The organism is Streptomyces sp. P13-3-3 (assembly GCF_050571355.1).
GTDB classification, from domain to species: Bacteria; Actinomycetota; Actinomycetes; order Streptomycetales; family Streptomycetaceae; genus Streptomyces; species Streptomyces althioticus.
Window position 1 is genome coordinate 4,790,439 of the sequence record NZ_CP192228.1, and the last position, 18,965, is coordinate 4,809,403.

The window sequence follows — 18,965 nt, forward strand, 5'->3', positions numbered from 1 at the left end:
GCGGGACGGATCGCGGGACGGAACCCGGGACGGATTTCGGGGCGGACGGCCGGACGGGGCGCGGGGGCGGGTCAGACGCGGGTGAAGGCCTGCTCGATGATGTCGAGGCCCTCGTTCAGCAGGTCCTCGCCGATGACCAGCGGCGGCAGGAAACGCAGCACGTTGCCGTAGGTGCCACAGGTCAGGACCAGCAGGCCCTCCTGGTGGCAGGCCTTCGCCAGCGCGGCCGTGGCCTCCGGGTTCGGCTCCTTGGTGGCGCGGTCCTTGACCAGCTCGATCGCGATCATCGCGCCGCGGCCCCGGACGTCGCCGATGATGTCGAACTTCTCCGCCATGGCGGTCAGGCGGCCCTTCATGACCTCCTCGATCCGCTTGGCGCGGGCGTTGAGGTCCAGCTCCTTCATCGTCTCGATGGCGCCGAGCGCACCCGCGCAGGCCACCGGGTTGCCGCCGTAGGTGCCGCCCAGGCCGCCGGAGTGCGCGGCGTCCATGATCTCCGCGCGGCCGGTGACGGCGGCGAGCGGCAGACCGCCCGCGATGCCCTTCGCCGTGGTGATCAGGTCGGGGACGATGCCCTCGTCCTCGCAGGCGAACCACTGGCCGGTGCGGCAGAAGCCGGACTGGATCTCGTCGGCCACGAAGACGATGCCGTTGTCCTTGGCGAACTCGCTGATCGCCGGCAGGAAGCCCTTCGCCGGCTCGATGAAGCCGCCCTCGCCGAGCACCGGCTCGATGATGATCGCGGCGATGTTCTCGGCGCCGACCTGCTTGGACATCTCGTCGATGGCCTGCGCGGCGGCCTCCGGGCCCGCGTTCTCCGGCCCGGTGGGCCAGCGGTAGCCGTAGGCGACCGGCACGCGGTACACCTCGGGCGCGAACGGACCGAAGCCGTGCTTGTACGGCATGTTCTTCGCGGTCAGCGCCATCGTGAGGTTGGTGCGGCCGTGGTAGCCGTGGTCGAACACGACGACCGCCTGCCGCTTGGTGTAGGCGCGGGCGATCTTCACGGCGTTCTCGACGGCCTCGGCGCCGCTGTTGAACAGCGCGGACTTCTTCGCGTGGTCGCCCGGCGTCAGCTCGGCGAGCGCCTCGGCGACGGCCACGTAGCCCTCGTACGGCGTCACCATGAAACAGGTGTGGGTGAAGTCGGCGAGCTGCGCGGAGGCGCGGCGGACGACGGCCTCGGCGGACGCGCCGACGGAGGTCACGGCGATGCCGGAGCCGAAGTCGATCAGGCGGTTGCCGTCGACGTCCTCGATGATGCCGCCGCCGGCCCGCGCGGTGAACACGGGCAGCACGGAGCCCACGCCCTGCGCGACCGCGGCGGTGCGGCGGGCCTGCAGCTCCTGCGACTTCGGGCCGGGGATGGCGGTGACGACGCGGCGCTCCTGCGGAAGTGCGGTCATGCGGGGCTCCTGGGGGGGTGTAACGGACGCTCGATGCTTCTTTTCTCGCAGGCTAGGGCGGGGGGAGAAGGCTGGGCATGCTCCATGTGGGCGTTGTCCGGGGGTCCGGGTTGTCCGCCGTGGACATACCCGCCGGACGGCGGCCGTGCCGACGCGGTGCGAAGGGCGCGTTCCGGCCGGATGCGAACCCCGGCCGTGCCATCGGTGGACCGCGCCTGTCGGGGCGTTAGATTGACGTGTCTGTAGGCGTACGAGGCGGCTGCTCAGGGGGCAGGGGCGATGGACAGCGAGGGTACCCAGGACGCGCGGGGCACGCAGGCCGGTCCCGTGCCGCGCCCGGCGGGACCACCTCAGGTACCGGCGGCGCCACCGCGCCCCGCGCACGCACCGGGCGCGCCGCCGCCCCCGGACGGCTCCGCGTTCCTCACCTGGCTGCGTACCGCGCGCCCCGAGACGCTCCCCGGCATCTGGCGGTTCGGCCACCGGCCCCGCCCGGAGGAGGAGCCCGAGCGTATCCCCGGCCGTCAGCTGTTCAGCGGCGCGCTGATCGCCTTCCTCGTCGGCTGGCTGATCTGGTCGCTGCTGTGGAACGGCTACCTGGGCGGCTGGTGGCTGCTGCCGCTGTACGCCATGATCCCCGACTCCTGGGCGGAGCCGCACAGCTTCGCCTCCGTCGTGGTCGTCTACGCCTACTACGTGCTCATCGCCGGGGTCATCATGGTCGGCGTGGGCCGGCTCGGCCGCTGGGGCGAGATCTGGCGCCGCTACGGCCCGCCCGCCTGGCGCCGCACCCCCCGCGCCGAGCCCCCGCCCGCCCCGGAGGAGGACCCGGCCGCCTGGCCCGCACTGCGCGCCGCCGGCGCCGTCGACGCGGCCGAGCGGCTCGCCGCCGACGCCCGCGCCGGGCTGATGCGGGACGTCGACCACGCCCGGATCGCCCGCGCCTGGCAGGGCGTGCGCACCGGCCGGCACAGCCTCGCCACCTTCACCGGGGCGGTGCTCAAGGACGGCGCCGGCGCCTGCCCGCACCCGTCCGGCGCCCGCGACCTGCCTGTCCGGCAGGCCCGCCACGACCTGCTCACCGGCCAGGTGCGGCTCGGCACCACCGCCGACGACCCGCGCAACCCCTACGCCTACCGCGGCGCCGGCCTCGCCCTCGGGACCGACCTGCTCGGCACCTCCCTGCTCGTGGTCGGACCGGCCGGGTCCGGCAAGACCGGCGGCGTGGTCCGGCCGGTCGCCGAGTCGCTGTGCCTCCAGGCGCTCGCCGGCCGCACCGCCGTGGTGGTGGTCGGCGCGGCCGGCGCGGGCCTCGGCCCGTCCGACGCCTACGACGTCGTCATCCGCATCGGCAGCCCCGACTCCGTGTACGACCTCGACCTGTACGGCGGCACCACCGACCCCGACGAGGCGGCGGCCGTGCTCGCCGAGGCGCTCGTCGGCGACCTCGCGGACCCGCACCCCGGCAGCGACACCCGCCGCTCCACCACCGTTCTCGCCCAGCTCCTCGGACCGTTCCGCGCGGTGCACGGCCGCTTCCCCTCGGTGCCTGAGCTGCGCGGGCTGCTCGACGGCGCCCCCGCTCCCCTGGCCACCCTGCGCCAGGGCCTCCAGGAAGCGGGCCAGGAGTCGCTGCTGCGGGAACTCGACGCGCGGGAACGGCAGATGGGTCACCCCGGTGACGTCGGCGGCGTCCTCGCCGACCGGGTGGCGCTGCTCGACCGTCCCGCCTTCGCCGGGTTCTTCGACACCTCCGGCGAGTCCCGGCCGTTCACCCTCAAGGCGCTCGACCACCCCGTCCGGGTGCGCGTGGACCTGCCCGAGCGGGGCCACGCGGACGCCTCGCGGATGCTGGCGCGGCTGGTCCTCGCCCAGTTCGCGGCGAGCGTCACGGTACGCGAGGACCGTTCGCTCTTCGCCTGCCTTGTCCTGGACGACGCCACCGGCGTCATCACCCCCGAGTCCGTGCGCGGCATCCAGCGGCTGCGGTCCGCGAACGCGGGCGTGCTGCTCACCCTGCGCACCCTGGACGACGTGCCCCGGCCGTTGCGCGGGCCGCTGCTCGGCGCCACCGGCTGCCGTATGGCGCTGTCCGGGGTGACCCCCTGGGACGGGCAGGACTTCGCCGAGGTGTGGGGCAAGGAGTGGACCGAGGCGCGGGACGTCACGGACCGGCAGATCATCGCGGAGAGCCCCGCCGGCAAGGCCGTACACGCGGTGCGGCGGGCCATCACCGGCAAGGCGCCCACCGCGCGGGCGGTCACCGTCCGCCAGGTCGAGCGGGAGCGCTGGTCGGCGTCCGAGCTGGCGCACGCGGTGCCCGCGGGGCACGCGGTGCTGTCCCTGACGACCGTGAAGGGCGAGCACGCGCCGCCGCTCCTGGTGAACCTGCGGGAGTGAGCGGTCCCGGCCGCCGGGGGCCGTACCTGCGGGAGTGAGCGGTCCCGCCGCCGGGGACCGTACGGTGAGGCAGAATCGACACAGGCCGTTCATACGAGACGGCCAAAAGATCACCGTTCTTGCACACCGACCCCCCGACCGCCGAACCGAAGGCTCACCGCCCCGATGCCCCCGACGCTCGCCTCGCTCGTCCACCACTCCGCGCTCAAACTGACCGTGCGCGCGGGGGAGGACCGCCTCGACGCGCCCGTCCGCTGGGCGCACGCCAGCGAGCTCGCCGACCCCGTGCCGTACATGGAGGGCGGCGAGCTGCTCCTGATCACCGCGCTGAAACTGGACGCGGAGGACCGGGAGGCGATGCGCCGCTACGTGAAACGGCTGGTCGGCGCGGGCGTGGTCGGACTCGGCTTCGCCGTCGGCGTCCACTACGACGACATCCCCGAGGCGCTGGTCGACGCCGCGCGCGAGGAGGGGCTGCCGCTGCTGGAGGTGCCGCGCCGCACCCCGTTCCTCGCCATCAGCAAGGCCGTGTCCGCCGCGATCGCCGCCGACCAGTACCGCGCGGTCACCGCCGGCTTCGCCGCCCAGCGGGAGCTCACCCGGCACACTCTCACCGACGGCCCCGAAGGGCTGCTCGCCGCGCTCGCCTCCCAGGTCGACGGGTGGGCCGCGCTGTACGACGCCTCCGGCGCGGTCGTCGCCGCCGCACCCGACTGGGCGGGCCGCCGCGCCGCCCGGCTCACGGCGGAGGTCACGCGGCTGCGGGAGCGGCCCACGCCCGCCTCCTCGGTGGTCGCGGGGCCGGAGCACGAGGACCGGGTGGAGCTGCACTCCCTCGGCACCGGACGGCGCCCCCGCGCGGCGCTCGCCGTCGGCACCGAGTCCGCCCCCGGCACCGCCGAGCGCTACGCCGTCCACTCCGCCGTCGCGCTGCTCACCCTCACCACCGAACGCTCCCGCTCGCTGCACGCCGCCGAACAGCGCATCGGCGCGGCCGTGCTGCGCATGCTGCTCGCGGGGGAACCGGACCATGCCCGCGCGGTCGCCGGTGATCTGTACGGCGGGCTGCTCGACGCGCCGTTCCGGATCATCGTCGCCCAGGGTGTGGCGGACGGGGACGCCCTCGGCGCCCTCGCCGAGTCCGCCGAGTCCGCCGCGGCGCGGTCGGGCGAGGCGGTGCTGGTGGTGCCGGAGGGGGAGCGGCTGGTCGTGCTGGCGGCGGACGGCGGCACCGTCGTCGCCGCCTGCTGCGACCACGCGGCCGCGCGGGAGGCCGCGCGGAAGGCCGACGACGACGAACTGGTCGTCGGGCTGTCCGCGCCGGCCGGGCCGATCACCGCGTCCGCCGCCTACAAGCAGGCCGAACAGGCGTTGTCCGTGGCCCGGCGGCGGGGCAGGGTGCTGGTGGAGCACGAGCAGATGGCCGCGGGGTCCGTGCTGCCGTTGCTCGCGGACGACGCGGTGAAGGCGTTCGCGGACGGGTTGCTGCGGGCGCTGCGGGATCACGACGCGACGGGGCGTGGCGACCTTGTCGCCTCTCTGCGGGCCTGGCTGTCCCGGCACGGGCAGTGGGACGCGGCGGCGGCGGATCTTGGTGTGCACCGGCACACTCTTCGCTACCGCATGCGGAGGGTGGAGGAGATTCTGGGGCGGTCGTTGGACGACCCGGATGTCCGGATGGAGCTGTGGCTTGCCTTGAAGGCGACGTCGGCGGACACGGCCTGAGCGGCGAGGCTGTCCTTCCGGCGCGGGGCGGTGGGGGTTGAGCGCGCAGTTCCCCGCGCCCCTGAGGCGGCACGGGTGGGCGCGGCGGCACCCTTGCGGCGCCGGGTGCGGGCGGTCCGTGGCTGGTCGCGCAGTTCCCCGCGCCCCTTCAGGGGGGTGGTGTGCGCGGTCGTCCCGTCGGGTGCGGGATGGTGGGGGTTGGTCGCGCAGTTCCCCGCGCCCCTGAAGGGGCGTACCGCCCCAGCTGCGGGCAGTCGTGCCGCTTGGGGCGGCACGGGTGGGCGCAGCGGCACCTCTACGACGCCGGGTGCGGGACGTCCGTGGCTGGTCGCGCAGTTCCCCGCGCCCCTGGGCGGGCTGGTGCCAAAGTGGCATGGAGGGGCCGGGTAGTACTCCGCCCCGGACAAACGCCGCTCCGGCGTCCCGGACCTACCGTGGTGGCCAGCAACCCACGTACACCTCCTACGCGGAAGGGCCGGGACCCACATGACTTCCACCCACGCCTTCTGGCTCGCCGGCCGCCAGGCCACCGGCGAGACCGCCTTCGACGTCACCTCCCCCTGGGACGGCCGGGTCGTCGGCGCCGTGAGCGTGCCGACCGACGCCCAGGTCGAGGAGGCCGTGGCCGCCGCGTACGCCGTGCGGGACGAGTTCGCCGCTACCCCCGCCCACGTCAGGGCCGCCGCCCTGGATCACGTCAGCCGCCGGCTGGTCGAGCGCACCGAGGAGATCGCCCAGCTGATCTCCGCCGAGAACGGCAAGCCGATGAAGTGGGCGCGCGGCGAGGTCGGCCGGGCCGTGTCCGTGTTCCGCTTCGCCTCCGATGAGGCCCGCCGCTTCAACGGCGGCGACGCCCAGCGCCTCGACACCGACGCGGGCGGCCAGGGCCGGCTCGCCTTCACGCGCCGCTTCCCCAAGGGCGTCGTCCTCGGCATCGCGCCGTTCAACTTCCCGCTGAACCTGTGCGCCCACAAGGTGGCCCCCGCGATCGCCGCCGGCGCGCCCATCATCCTCAAGCCGGCGCCGGCCACCCCGCTGTCCGCGCTGATCCTCGGCGAGCTGCTGGCGGAGACCGAGCTGCCCGCCGGCTCGTGGAGCGTCCTGCCGGTGCCGAACGACCGTATGCCCGCCCTGGTCCAGGACGAGCGGCTGCCGGTCATCTCCTTCACGGGCTCCGAGAAGGTCGGCTACGCGATCATGGACTCGGTGCCGCGCAAGCACTGCACCCTGGAGCTGGGCGGCAACGGCGCGGCCGTCGTCCTCGCCGACTTCGCGAGCGACGAGGACCTCAACTGGGCCGCGACCCGTATCGCCACCTTCTCCAACTACCAGGGCGGCCAGTCCTGCATCTCCGTGCAGCGGGTCATCGCGGACGCCTCGGTGTACGACCGGCTGCTCCCGCGCATCGTCGCCGCCGTGGAGGCGCAGGTCACCGGTGACCCGTCCGACGACGCCACGGACGTCGGCCCGCTGGTCAGCGAGGACGCCGCCAAGCGCGTCGAGTCCTGGGTGGACGAGGCCGTCGAGGCCGGTGCGTCCCTCCTCACCGGCGGCAAGCGCGACGGCGCCTCGTACGCGCCGACCGTGCTCGCCGACGTGCCCGCCGACGTGACGATCTCCTGCGAGGAGGTCTTCGGGCCGGTGCTGACGGTGCAGAAGGTGAACGGCGAGGAGGAGGCGTTCGCCGCGGTCAACGACTCCAAGTACGGCCTTCAGGCGGGCGTGTTCACCCACGACCTGCAGACCGCCTTCCGCGCCCACCGCGCCCTCGAGGTCGGCGGCGTCGTCGTCGGCGACGTGCCCTCCTACCGCGCCGACCAGATGCCGTACGGCGGCGCCAAGCAGTCCGGTGTGGGCCGCGAGGGCGTGCGGTTCGCGATGGAGGACTACACCTACGAGCGGGTGATGGTTCTCACCGGTCTCGCCCTCTGAGGACCTGTCGTGGCAGGGCCCGGCACCGACGCGTTCGGTGCCGGGCCCTTCGCCGTCCGGCGCTCAGCCCCTGAAGTCCACCCGCGCCACCCGCAGCGCCCCCCGCACCCGCAGCCGCACGTCCCGCACCCCGCCGGGCTCCCCGGCGACCGGGGCGGTCACGGCGACGTACGTGTACGGATTGGCCGTGGGCGTCTCCAGGGAGAGCGAGGCGAGCAACGGGCCGCCGTCCAGGGCGACCTCCACCGTGCCCGTGCCGGACATCTCCACGGACACCTCCCGCACGCCGGCGCCCAGGTCGCACCGGCGGTACAGCAGTTCGCCGTCCTTGCCGGAGACCGGCGCCACCGCGTCGCCCGACTCCTTCGTCCGGTCGACGATCTCCGTGCCGCTCTGCTCGTCGAAGTCGGCCGTGTCCAGGCCGCGTTCGGCGACCGGACGCGCACCGCCCGGCTCGCCCTCCAGCGTCACGGTGGCGCGTAGCCGCACGTCCTCGCTGGACGCGCCGGCCAGCAGCTCGTACGCCCCCGGCTCCACCCGCCACCGTCCGACCGCCACGTCCCAGAAGGCGAACGCGGACAGCGGCAGGTCGAAGAAGAGGCGGGTGCTCTCGCCGGGCGCGAGCGTCACCCGGCGGTGGCCGAGCAGTTCGCGGCGGGGCCGCGGCACCGACGGGTCCACGGCCCGCCCGTAGAGCTGGGCCACCTCGTCGGCCGTCACCGTGCCGGTGTTGATGACCGAGAACGCGACCCGCACCCCGGAGTTCGTCACGTCCGCCGTCAACTCACCGTAGGAGAAGGACGTGTACGACAGGCCGTGTCCGAAGGGGAACAGCGGGGTGCCCTCGAAGTAGAGGTAGGTCTGGCGTCCGCCGATCACGTCGTAGTCGAGGAGTTCGGGCAGGTCGGCGTCGTCGGCGTACCAGGTCTGCGGCAGCCGTCCGGCGGGGGAGACGTCCCCGGCGACGACCCGTGCGAGTGCCGTGCCGGCCGCCTGGCCGCCGTGCGCGGTCCACAGCACCGCCGGGAGGTCCGCCGGGTCCACCGCGTACGGGTAGGCGGACACCAGGGTCAGTACCGTGCGCGGGTTCGCGGTGCGGGCGGCGCGCAGCAGCAGTTCCTGCTGGGCGGGGAGGCGCAGGGTGGTGCGGTCCTCGGTCTCCCGGCCGTTGATGTGCGGGTCGTTGCCCGCGACCACCACGACCACGTCGGCCGCGGCGGCGGCGCGGGCCACGGCGTCCTCGCCGCGCTCGGTGACGACCAGCTCGAACACCTCCGGTTCGCCCTCGGCGGCCCGCACCCCGTCCGGGGTGATCCGCACGGGGTGCCCGGTCCCGAGGTGGCGCAGCAGATGGCCGTCGCCGTGGGGCTCCAGCCGGAACGTCTCCTGCACGATCCAGCCGCCCGGCTGGTCGGCGGAGGCACGCAGATACCCGTCGTCGGCGACCGAGAGGTACCGGCCGTCCGGGGCCCGCAGGGTGAGCACCCCGTCGCCCCAGTCGACGAGGGCGAGTTCGGTGCCGTCCGGTGCGGCGGTGAGCGGCGGCAGGTCGGTGCGGCCCGCGAGCAGTGCGGGATCAAGGGCGCCTTCCTCGCCGCGTGCCGCCTCCGGGGCGTCCGGCGCGGGCGGCACGTGCAGGAAGGCGCCGGAGGAGGTGCGCAGCAGGACGCGGTCGACGCCCTCGGCGAACTCCACCCGGTCGGCGCCGAACCGCTCGTACAGGCCCTCCAGCGGGGTGGAGCGGTGGATGAGGCTGCCGCTGTACCAGTCGAGCTTGCACTCGTCGGCGAGCAGCCCGACCACGGCGAGCCGGACGCCCGGGGCGAGCGGCAGCAGACCGTCGTTCTTGAGCAGCACGACGGCCTGCTCGGCGGCCTCCTGGGCGAGCTCCCGGTGCTCGGGGGTGTCGAAGGCCCGCTCACCGGCGTACGGGTCCCGGTCCGGGTCGAACTCGCCGAGCCGGAACCGCACCGACAGCTGCCGCCGGACGGCCGTGTCGACGTCCTCCTCGCTCAACAGGCCCTGTTCCAGGGCCCCCTTGATCCGGATGACGATCTTCGAGCTGTCGGTGCCGTGGTCGGTGAAGCTGTCGACGCCCGCGCGCAGGGCCGCCGCCGTGGCCTCCTCGTGCGTGCCGAAGTAATGCTCGGAGTCGACCAGGTTGGACGGCGCGCCCGCGTCGGAGCAGACGAGCAGCTCCTCGTCGGTCCAGGCGCGCAGGTGCTCGCGCAGGTACGGGGACACGTGGTTGGGGCGGCCGTTGACCAGGTTGTACGCCGGCATCACCCCGGCCACCGCGCCCGCCTCCACGGCGTCGCGGAAGGCACGCAGGTCGTACTCGTGCAGCACGCGCGGCCGGACCGAGCTGGACGTGGTGTCCCGGCGCGTCTCGTTGTTGTGCGCCAGCCAGTGCTTGAGGACGGGTGCGGTGCGCCAGTACACCGGGTGGTCGCCGCGCAGGCCGCGGGTGTAGGCGGTGGCGATCGCCGAGGTGAGGCGCGGGTCCTCGGAGTAGCCTTCCTCGTTGCGGCCCCAGAGCGGGTGGCGCAGCAGGTTCACGGTCGGCGACCAGACGTTGAGGCCGACCCGCTCGTCGCGGGAGCGCATCGCGCGGGCCTCGCGGGACACCGCCTCGCCCACCCGGCGCACCAGGTCCTCGTTCCAGGTCGCGCCCAGCCCGACGGCCTGCGGGAAGACGGTCGCCGGACCCATCCAGGCGACCCCGTGCAGGGCCTCCTGACCGGTGCGGAACGCGGCGACGCCCAGCCGCTCGACGGCGGGACCGAACTGGTGCAGGAAGCCGATCCTCTCGTCCAGGGTCAGCCGCGACAGCAGATCGTCGATGCGCTCGGCGAACGGCAGGTCCGGGTCGCGGAACGGCGGCGTGGGCGGGGTGGGTGCGGTCACGTGGGGTCCCCTCGGAATGGAGCGCTACGGCGCTTTCGAAGCGCTTCGATGCTCGATGCGGCCGGGTCGGGTGTCAAGGGATTCGCGACGGTGGACCATTCCGTAGCCGCAGGGCCATGTGCCTCTACTCACCTGCCTCTCCTCCCTCGTGATCGCGCATCCGTCAAAGGAATTATCGAAGCGGGCCTTGTATGCCACTGGGTGTTCACTTAACCTCGCAGCAACATCGAAGCGCTTCGACAGCGAGGCCGCCTGATGGCGTGCACCTTCCGCCGGACGACCGCTTCCGATCGGCCAGTTCCACCGAAGACACCACAGCCGACGGCCACCTGCCGGGTGTCCTGGTGCGCCACGAAGGGTTGACGCAATGACGCCGAACGCCGCTTCCTCCTCCGGGCCGAGCCGGAGAAGCCTCCTCACCTCCACGGCGGCCGCCACCGCGGCGGTCGCCGTCGGGTCGCCGCTGCTGGCCGCCTGCGGCGGAGGGGGACAGGAGGGCCGCAAGGAGGGCACCACCTCGGGCAAGGAGGCCGCCAAGATCCTCCCGGCGTTCGTGGCGTCGAGCGTCGTCACCCCCGACATCCCGGCGAAGAACGGATCGGCGGCCGGCTTCAGCCGGGCGATACCGACGGCCCAGCTGAAGACCTCCGTGCCGAAGACGCTCGGCAGCGGCGGGAAGCTGAAGGTCATGTCCCCGTTCTGGGGCACCCCGCCGAGGGGCGACAACCCCTACTACACGGCGATGAACAAGGCCGTCGGCGTCGACGTCACCTGGCAGAACCAGGACGGCGTCACCTACGACCAGAAGCTCGGCGCGGTGCTCGCCTCCAGCGAGATCCCGGACGTGGTCGTCGTCCCCGGCTGGAACCTGATGGGCCGCATCCCCAGCGCGATCAACGCCAAGTTCGCCGACCTCGGCCCCTACCTCTCCGGCGACAAGGTGAAGGACTACCCGAACCTCGCCGCCGTCCCCACCGAGGCGTGGCAGCGCGGCATCTTCGGCGGACAGCTGCGCGGCATCCCCATGCCCGCCCCGTACGTCACCGACATCGCGCCGCTGTACCGCAAGGACCTGTTCGCGAAGAAGGGGTACACCGTCCCGGGCAGCCCGGACGACTTCCTGGCCTGGGCGAAGGAGGCGACCGACGCCAAGTCCAAGCTGTGGGCCTGCGACGACATGAAATGGACGGCGTTCCACATCTTCGGCGTCCTCTCCGGCGCCGACAAGGCGCTCTGGTGGAACCTGGAGGGCGACAAGCTGGTCAACCGCATCGAGACCGAGCAGTTCCTCGAGGCGCTGGAGTGGACCCGCAAGCTGTACGCCGCCGGGGTGGTCCACCCGGACGCGGTGCAGGGCAAGGCCGGCGGCGACGCGGGCAACCGGTTCACCGCCGGCGAGGTGCTGGTCTACAACCAGAACATCTCCGACTGGTGGGGCAAGACCGCCGAACAGCGCACGCAGAACGCCGACTTCGAGATGGAGGCGTTCGACTACTTCGGCCCCGACGGCGGTGACCCCACCCTGTGGGCGGTCCAGCCGGCCAACATCTTCACCTTCGTCTCGAAGAAGGCCTCCGAGCAGCAGGTCAAGGACTTCCTGGCCCTCTGCAACTTCTGCGCCGCGCCCTACGGCACCAAGGAGTTCATGCTCACCGCCTACGGCGTCGAGGGCACCGACTACACCTTCGAGAAGGGCCTGCCGGTCAAGACCCAGCAGGGCGTCAACGAGGTCAACGGCGCCTACGACTACACCGGCAACCCGGCCCCGTACATCGCCTATCCCGACCTGCCCGAGATCACCAAGGGGATGGTCGAGTGGCAGCAGCGCATGGGCGCCTTCACCAGGAAGTCGTCGTTCTTCGGGCTCACCGTCACCGAGCCCGCCCGCTGGTCCAACCTCGCCGACGACTTCGAGCAGCTCGAGGACGACGTGGTGCGCGGCCGCAAGAAGATCAGCGACGTGCAGCAGGCCGTGTCCGACTGGCGGAGCAGGGGCGGCGACGGACTGCGCGACTGGTACCGCAAGCTGCTCGACGACAACGGCTCGGCCGACTGACCCGGGGCGAGGCGAGGAGACGGCCGTGTCGCACAGCACGGTGCCTCGGGGCACGACCGAGGCGCAGACACCCCCGCAGGACGACGGCGCGACGACCGGGACCACCAAGGGCCCGGCCCGTCCCGGGAAGGGCGGGCGCGGGCCCCGCGCGAAGAAGGCCGGACGGCTCGCGTTCCGGATCAGGTGGCGGCGCGACCGCGCGCTGATCCTGATGACCGTGCCCGCCCTGCTGCTGGTCCTGGTCTTCAACTACGTGCCGATCCTCGGCAACGTGGTCGCGTTCCAGGACTACGACCCCTATCTCAGTGAGAACGGCTTCGTCGCCATCTTCGAGAGCCCGTGGACCGGCTTCGAGCAGTTCGAGCGGATCTTCGCCGACTCGGCGTTCTGGCACGCGGTGCGGAACACCTTCGTGCTGTTCTTCCTCCAGCTGGTGCTCTACTTCCCCATCCCGATCCTGCTCGCGCTGCTCATCAACAGCGTGGTGCGGCCCCGGGTGCGGGCGGTCGCCCAGGCGATCATGTACCTCCCGCACTTCTTCTCCTGGGTGCTCGTCGTCACCGTCTTCCTGCAGATCTTCGGCGGCGCCGGCATCATCGCGCAGACCCTCCGCCGGCACGGCTACGAGGGGTTCGACCTGATGACGAACCCGGAGATCTTCAAGTACCTGGTGACCTTGGAGACCGTCTGGAAGGACGCCGGCTGGGGCATCATCGTGTTCCTCGCCGCCCTCTCCTCCGTCTCCAACGACCTGTACGAGGCCGCCGCCATGGACGGCGCGGGCCGCTGGCGCCGCATGTGGCACGTCACCCTGCCCGCGCTGCGCCCGGTGATCGCCCTGCTGCTGGTGCTGCGCGTCGGCGACGCCCTCACCGTCGGCTTCGAGCAACTGCTGCTGCAGAGACAGGCGGTGGGCGTCGACGCCTCCGAGGTCCTCGACACCTACGTGTGGTGGAACGGCATCCGCAACCAGGACTTCAGCTACGCCGCCGCGGCCGGACTCGTCAAGGGCGTGGTGGGCCTCGGCCTGGTCCTCACCGCCAACAAGGTGGCCCACCTCATGGGCGAGCAGGGGGTGTACAAGAAATGACCGCCGTCCTCGGTACCCGCCCGGACCCCGACACGACCCGGGCGAAGAAGCCCGGCCGCTGGTCCGCGCCGCCCCGCCCGGTGTGGGAGGAGGAACCGTCCCCCGCAGGACAGGCCGGCAAGGGCCTCGCCCTCGGCCTCGCCTGCCTGGCCATCCTCTTCCCGCTGTGGATCGTGATCGTCACCAGTCTGCAGACCAAGCGGACCATCGACGAGGCCGGCGGCCTGGTGGTGATCCCCAAGGGCGTCACCTTCGTCGCCTACCAGGAACTGCTCGGCGGCGGGCAGGTGCAGCGCGCCGCCCTGGTCAGCGTCGGCGTCACCGTCGTCGGCACGCTGTTCAGCATGGCCGTGTCGGTACTGTGCGCCTACGGCCTGTCCCGCAGCGGCTCGCTGGGGCACCGCTGGATCCTGATGACCCTGCTCGCCACGATGTTCTTCGGCGCCGGCCTCATCCCGACCTACCTGCTGGTGCAGGCGCTCGGACTGACCGACACCTATCTGGCGCTGATCCTGCCGAGCGCGGTGAGCGTCTTCAACATCCTGGTCCTGCGCGCGTTCTTCATGAACATCTCGCAGGAACTCGTCGACAGCGCCCGGATCGACGGGGCGGGGGAGTGGCGGATCCTGTTCCGCATCGTGATGCCGCTGTCCCGCGCGGTCATCGCGGTGATCTCCCTGTTCTACGCGGTGGGCTACTGGAGCGCCTGGTTCAACGCCTCCATCTACCTCACCGACCAGGACATGATGCCGCTGCAGAACGTCATGATCCAGCTGGTGCAGAAGCAGGAGCGGCCCGTCGGACTGTCCGCGCAGATCAACACGGGGCAGCTGTCCCCGCTGGCCATCCAGATGGCCGTGATGGTGCTGGCCCTGCTGCCGGTCGCCGTGCTCTCGCCCTTCGTCCAGAAGCACTTCAAGAAGGGGATGCTCACCGGCGCGGTCAAGGGGTGACCCCCTTCGCGGGACGCCTTCGGGCGTCCCGCGCCCCGCAGTCCCGTCCGCCCCCTGTCCCGAGGACCTGCCATGTCCGTGCCTCCGTTCCACCGCTCCGGCGCCCGACCCCACGGGGCCGTCTGATGCCCCGCCTGTCCGACGTCACCCGCGGCCGCATCCTCTACGGCGGTGACTGGAACCCCGAGCAGTGGCCCGAGGAGACCTGGCGGGAGGACGTCCGCCTGATGCGCGAGGCGGGCGTCAACTCCGTCACCCTCGGCGTCTTCTCCTGGTCCCGCATCGAACCCCGCCCGGACGAGCGGCACTTCGGCTGGCTGGACCGGCTGATGGACCTGGCGCACGACCACGGCATCGGCGTCGTCCTCGCCACCCCCACCGCCTCACCGCCGCCGTGGATGGGCCGGCTGCACCCGGACACCCTGCCGGTCGACGCCGACGGCCACACCGAACTGTGGGGCGGGCGGCAGCACTTCTCCCACTCCAGCGCCACCTACCGGCGTCTCGCCGCCGCGATCACCGAGGATCTCGCCGCCCGCTACGCCGCCCACCCCGCCCTCACCCTCTGGCACATCAACAACGAGTACTGCACCCACGACCACGGCGACGAGGCCGCCGCCCGCTTCCGCACCTGGCTGCGTCACCGGTACGGCAACCTCGACGCCCTCAACACCGCGTGGGGCACCGCTTTCTGGAGCCAGACCTACGGCGACTGGGAGGAGGTGCTGCCGCCCCGGCGCACCCACTACCTGAAGAACCCGGCGCAGGTCCTGGACTTCCGGCGCTTCACCTCCGACATGCTCCTGGAGTGCTTCACCGCCGAGCGCGACATCGTCCGCCGGCACACCCCGCACCTCCCGGTCACCACCAACTTCATGCCGCTGTGGTCGGGGCAGGACGCCTGGCGCTGGGCCGAGGAGGAGGACGTCGTCTCCGTCGACCTCTACCCCGACCCGGACGACCCGTCCGGCGCCCAGCACGGGGCGCTCGTGCAGGACATGACCCGCTCGCAGGCGCGCGGCCCGTGGATGCTCATGGAGCAGGCAGCCGGCGCGGTCAACTGGCGTCCGGTGAACCGCCCCAAGCCGCACGGCCTCAACCGCCTGTGGTCGCTCCAGGCCGTCGCGCGCGGCGCGGACGCCGTGTGCTACTTCCAGTGGCGGCAGTCCCGGCAGGGCGCCGAGAAGTACCACTCCGGGATGCTCGGCCACGCCGGTCCCGACGGGCGCGCCCACCAGGAGACACGCCGGCTCGGCGCGGATCTGGCCCGGATCGCCCCGCACGTGGCCGGCGGCGCGGTCGCCGCCGACGTCGCCGTGCTGCACGACTGGCACGCCTGGTGGGCGAGCGACCAGGAGGGCCGCCCGTCCCGGGAGACGGGCCACGCCGAGATCCTCGGCGCCTGGCACCGCGCCCTGTGGCGGGCGCACCTCACCACGGACGTGGCCCACCCCGAGCACGACCTGACCGCATACCGCATGGTCGTCGTCCCGACGCTGCACCTCCTCACCGACCGCGCCGCCGACAACCTCGTGGCGTACGTGCGCGGCGGCGGCACCCTGGTCTGCGGCTTCGGCACCGGCGTCGTGGACGAGGACGACCGGGTGCGGCCGGGCGGCATGGACGAACGGCTGCGCGCCCTCTTCGGCATCCGCATCCTGCACGAGTGGTGGCCGCTGGAGCCCGGCGCGACCGTGGAGGCGGAGGGCGGTCTGCGCGGCACCCTGTGGTCCGAGGAACTGGAACCCGACGGCACCGCCGACGAGACGCTCGCCTACCGGGGCGGTGAACTGGACGGACTGCCCGCCGTGCTGCGCAAGGGCCGCGCCTGGTACGTCTCCACCCTCCCCGAACCGGACGCCCTGCGGGACCTGCTCACCCGTGCCGCCGCCGGGGCCGGGGTGCGGCCGGTGCTGGACGGGCTCCCGGAGGCGGTGGAGGCGGTGCGCCGGGGCGGGCTGCTGTTCCTGCTGCACCACGGCCGGGGCGACGTCGCCGTGGACGTGCCCGGCATCCACCGCGACCTGCTCACCGGCGCCACCGTCACCGGCCGGGTCACCCTCGGCCGCTACGGCGTGGCGGTGCTGGCGCCATGACCGGCGGACCCGTCCACGGCACCTGGGAGCCCCGGCCGGCCGCCCGCTGGGAGGACGCCTTCCTGTGCGGCAACGGCCGGCACGGCGCCCTGGTCCTCGGCGACCCGGACGACGACCGGACCGTCGTCACCCACCACACCCTCGTCCGCCCGAACGACGACGCGGGCGGCCGGCACCGGCTGCCGCCCCTGCTGGCCGGCCAACTCCCCGACGTCCAGGACCGCCTGCTGTCGGGCGACCTCACCGCAGCCGAGGACTTCACCGACGAACGCCCGCTCCAGTGGGTACGGCCCTTCCACCCCGCCTTCCAGGTCCGTCTGCGCCACCACGAGGGCGCCGCCGACCTCACCGGCTACCGCCGCGAGGTCGCCTTCGCCACCGGCGAGACCACCACCCGCCACGACGGCCGCTCCAGCCGCGTCTTCGTCTCCCGCGCCGACGACGTGATCGTCCAGCACGTCACGGGCCGCGACCTCACCCTCCGCCTCTCCCTCGACCACCGCCTGCCGAACGCGCCCGACACCCTGCGCGTAGGACACGGCGCCGTCCTCACCGCCGAGGGCGCCCTGCTCAGCCTGCGCGTCCGCTACCCCGGCAGCGACCTCGCGTACACCGGCGTGACCGTGGTCGCCGTCACCGGCGGGCGCACCGAACTCGCCCCGCCCGGCGTGCGGATCGCCGGGGCACACTCGGTGCTGCTGCTCACCCGGGTGCTGCGGCACACCGGCGAGGCGGACGCGGCCGCCGAGGGCCGCGCCCTGCGCGACCTGCTCACCACGGACGGGCCGGCGTACGACACGCTCCTCGCCCGGCATCTCGCCCTGCACCGCACCGCATACGAACGGGTCACCCTCGATCTCGACGGCGACCCGGCCGAACGGGCCTTGCCGGGCTCGGCGTTGCTCGCCCGGCCGCGCGGTACCGCCCTGCTGGAGCGGCTGTTCGCGGCCGGCCGCTACCACCTGTTGTCTTCCGGCGGGCTGTTCCCGCCCCGGCTCACCGGACTGTGGACCGGCGACTGGGACACCGCCTGGTCGGGTGCCTTCACCCTGGACGCCAACCTCAACCTCCAGACCGCGTCCGCCGCCGCGGCCGCCCTCCCGGAGGTCACCGAGGCCCTGGCGGGTTTCGTCCAGGGGCAGTTGCCCCACTGGCGGGACAACGCCCGAGCGGTCTTCGGCGCCCGGGGCGTGGTCGCGCCCGCCCACACCGACGGCGAGTCCGGGCACAGCTACCACTTCAGCCGCGAGTACCCCCTGCACCTGTGGACCGCCGGTGCCGACTGGCTGCTCAAGGCGCTCGTCGACCACGACGAGACCTACGGCGCCCGCGACCCGCGCACCGCCGGCGTGCTCGCCGAGGTCGCCGACTTCTACGAGGACTTCCTCACCCGCACCGGCCCCGACGGCTTCCTGGTCGTCGTCCCCTCCTACTCGCCCGAGAACCGTCCCGCGAACGGCGGCTGGGGCGTGCTCAACGCGGCGATGGACCTCTCCGCCGCCCGGCACGCCCTGTACACCGCCGCCGCGTACCACCCGGACCGGGCCGACCGGCTGCGCGCCCTCGCCGCCCGGCTGCCCCCGCACCGCGTCAACGCCGACGGGGCGCTCGCCGAATGGGCGTGGCCCGGCCTCGAGGACACCTACGACCACCGCCACCTCAGCCACCTCTACGGCGTCTGGCCCCTGGACGAGATCACCCCCTACGCCACCCCGGACCTCGCCGAGGCAGCCCGCCGCGCCCTCGAACTGCGCGGCCCCGGAAACGACTCCGCGCACGGCCACCTGCACCACGCCCTGATCGCCGCCCGGCTGCGGGACGGCAAGCGGGTGGCCGACGCGCTCGGCCGGGTGCTCGACGGCGACTTCTTCCACGACTCCCTGATGAGCGCCCACTATCCGCGGCGGAACGTCTACAACGCCGACGCCGCGCACACCCTGCCCGCCGTGCTGATCGAGGCGCTCGTGCAGTCCGCCCCCGACCGGCTGGCGCTGCTGCCCGCCCCGCTCCCGGCGCTCCCGAGCGGCCGGCTCACCGGGATCCGCACCCGCTTCGGCGCCGGACTCGACCTCACCTGGACGCCGGACGGCGGCACCGCCGTGCTCCGGCCCGACCGCACCGCCCGCATCACCCTGTGGACCTCCGCCGGCGCCGAGCCGCTCGACCTGGCCGCCGGCCGGGAGCGCGTCGTCCCCCTCCCGGCGGCGACGCGATGACCAGGCACGTCCCCCCACCCATGGAAGGAACACCATGGCACCGAAAACCCCGCGCGGGATCGTCCGCGCGCTGATCGCCCCCGCCCTCGCCCTCGGCGCGACGGTCGGACCGGCGACACCAAGGGCTGGATGGGCGACGAGACCATCGGCGACGTCCAGTTCGGCTACGAGATCACCTCGTCCG

Annotated in this window: 10 protein-coding genes; 8 read left to right on the forward strand and 2 right to left on the reverse strand. The window is 73.3% G+C overall.

The features are described from left to right. Nucleotides 1–71: 71 nt before the first annotated feature. Nucleotides 72–1,406, reverse strand: coding sequence for a 4-aminobutyrate--2-oxoglutarate transaminase (gene gabT / locus ACQZOG_RS22030; RefSeq protein WP_033275952.1), 1,335 nt, complete (start codon nt 1,404–1,406; stop codon nt 72–74). A 279-nt stretch (nt 1,407–1,685) separates the two neighbouring features. On the opposite strand from gabT, the gene ACQZOG_RS22035 reads away from it, so the two are divergent. The 3 genes from ACQZOG_RS22035 (at nt 1,686) to ACQZOG_RS22045 (ending at nt 7,463) form a co-directional block, all read left to right on the forward strand. Continuing rightward, nucleotides 1,686–3,806: a hypothetical protein gene (locus tag ACQZOG_RS22035; RefSeq protein ID WP_033275953.1), complete on the forward strand. Its 2,121-nt coding sequence runs from the start codon at nt 1,686–1,688 to the stop codon at nt 3,804–3,806. Nucleotides 3,807–3,971: 165 nt separating this feature from the next. After that, nucleotides 3,972–5,531: a PucR family transcriptional regulator gene (locus ACQZOG_RS22040; RefSeq protein WP_033275954.1), complete on the forward strand. Its 1,560-nt coding sequence runs from the start codon at nt 3,972–3,974 to the stop codon at nt 5,529–5,531. 486 nt (nt 5,532–6,017) lie between these two features. Then, on the forward strand, nt 6,018–7,463 hold the full coding sequence (locus ACQZOG_RS22045; RefSeq protein WP_203550031.1) for an aldehyde dehydrogenase family protein: 1,446 nt from the start codon (nt 6,018–6,020) through the stop codon (nt 7,461–7,463). Between the two features lie 63 nt (nt 7,464–7,526). Here the strand turns inward: ACQZOG_RS22045 and ACQZOG_RS22050 are convergent, their stop codons facing one another. Next, complete coding sequence (locus ACQZOG_RS22050) at nt 7,527–10,370, reverse strand: glycoside hydrolase family 3 C-terminal domain-containing protein (RefSeq protein ID WP_430741740.1); 2,844 nt, start codon at nt 10,368–10,370, stop codon at nt 7,527–7,529. 367 nt (nt 10,371–10,737) lie between these two features. Here ACQZOG_RS22050 and ACQZOG_RS22055 point away from each other — a divergent pair, with 367 nt between their 5' ends. The 5 genes from ACQZOG_RS22055 to ACQZOG_RS22075 all read left to right on the forward strand — a co-directional run bounded on the left by ACQZOG_RS22055 (nt 10,738) and on the right by ACQZOG_RS22075 (nt 18,781). Further along, entirely contained in the window at nt 10,738–12,426 is a 1,689-nt protein-coding gene (locus ACQZOG_RS22055; RefSeq protein WP_037641883.1) for an extracellular solute-binding protein, read from the forward strand. A gap of 25 nt (nt 12,427–12,451) precedes the next feature. Beyond that, nucleotides 12,452–13,516 (forward strand): ABC transporter permease, encoded by a 1,065-nt coding sequence (locus ACQZOG_RS22060; RefSeq protein WP_033275958.1) that lies wholly within the window; start codon nt 12,452–12,454, stop codon nt 13,514–13,516. Next, nucleotides 13,513–14,469 (forward strand): carbohydrate ABC transporter permease, encoded by a 957-nt coding sequence (locus tag ACQZOG_RS22065; RefSeq protein ID WP_033275959.1) that lies wholly within the window; start codon nt 13,513–13,515, stop codon nt 14,467–14,469. Before ACQZOG_RS22060 ends, ACQZOG_RS22065 begins: the two co-directional genes overlap by 4 nt. A gap of 125 nt (nt 14,470–14,594) precedes the next feature. Next, entirely contained in the window at nt 14,595–16,565 is a 1,971-nt protein-coding gene (locus tag ACQZOG_RS22070; protein WP_387759667.1) for a beta-galactosidase, read from the forward strand. Then, nucleotides 16,562–18,781 (forward strand): glycosyl hydrolase family 95 catalytic domain-containing protein, encoded by a 2,220-nt coding sequence (locus ACQZOG_RS22075; RefSeq protein ID WP_430741741.1) that lies wholly within the window; start codon nt 16,562–16,564, stop codon nt 18,779–18,781. Before ACQZOG_RS22070 ends, ACQZOG_RS22075 begins: the two co-directional genes overlap by 4 nt. The last annotated feature ends 184 nt before the right edge of the window (nt 18,782–18,965 follow it).

Bases quoted from the DNA above. Each gene is read 5' to 3' on its own strand.
- ACQZOG_RS22035 (WP_033275953.1), top strand. From the start codon at position 1,686: ATGGACAGCGAGGGTACCCAGGACGCGCGGGGCACGCAGGCCGGTCCC.
- gabT (WP_033275952.1), bottom strand. From the start codon at position 1,406: ATGACCGCACTTCCGCAGGAGCGCCGCGTCGTCACCGCCATCCCCGGC.
- ACQZOG_RS22055 (WP_037641883.1), top strand. From the start codon at position 10,738: ATGACGCCGAACGCCGCTTCCTCCTCCGGGCCGAGCCGGAGAAGCCTC.
- ACQZOG_RS22075 (WP_430741741.1), top strand. From the start codon at position 16,562: ATGACCGGCGGACCCGTCCACGGCACCTGGGAGCCCCGGCCGGCCGCC.
- ACQZOG_RS22040 (WP_033275954.1), top strand. From the start codon at position 3,972: ATGCCCCCGACGCTCGCCTCGCTCGTCCACCACTCCGCGCTCAAACTG.
- ACQZOG_RS22065 (WP_033275959.1), top strand. From the start codon at position 13,513: ATGACCGCCGTCCTCGGTACCCGCCCGGACCCCGACACGACCCGGGCG.
- ACQZOG_RS22045 (WP_203550031.1), top strand. From the start codon at position 6,018: ATGACTTCCACCCACGCCTTCTGGCTCGCCGGCCGCCAGGCCACCGGC.
- ACQZOG_RS22070 (WP_387759667.1), top strand. From the start codon at position 14,595: ATGCCCCGCCTGTCCGACGTCACCCGCGGCCGCATCCTCTACGGCGGT.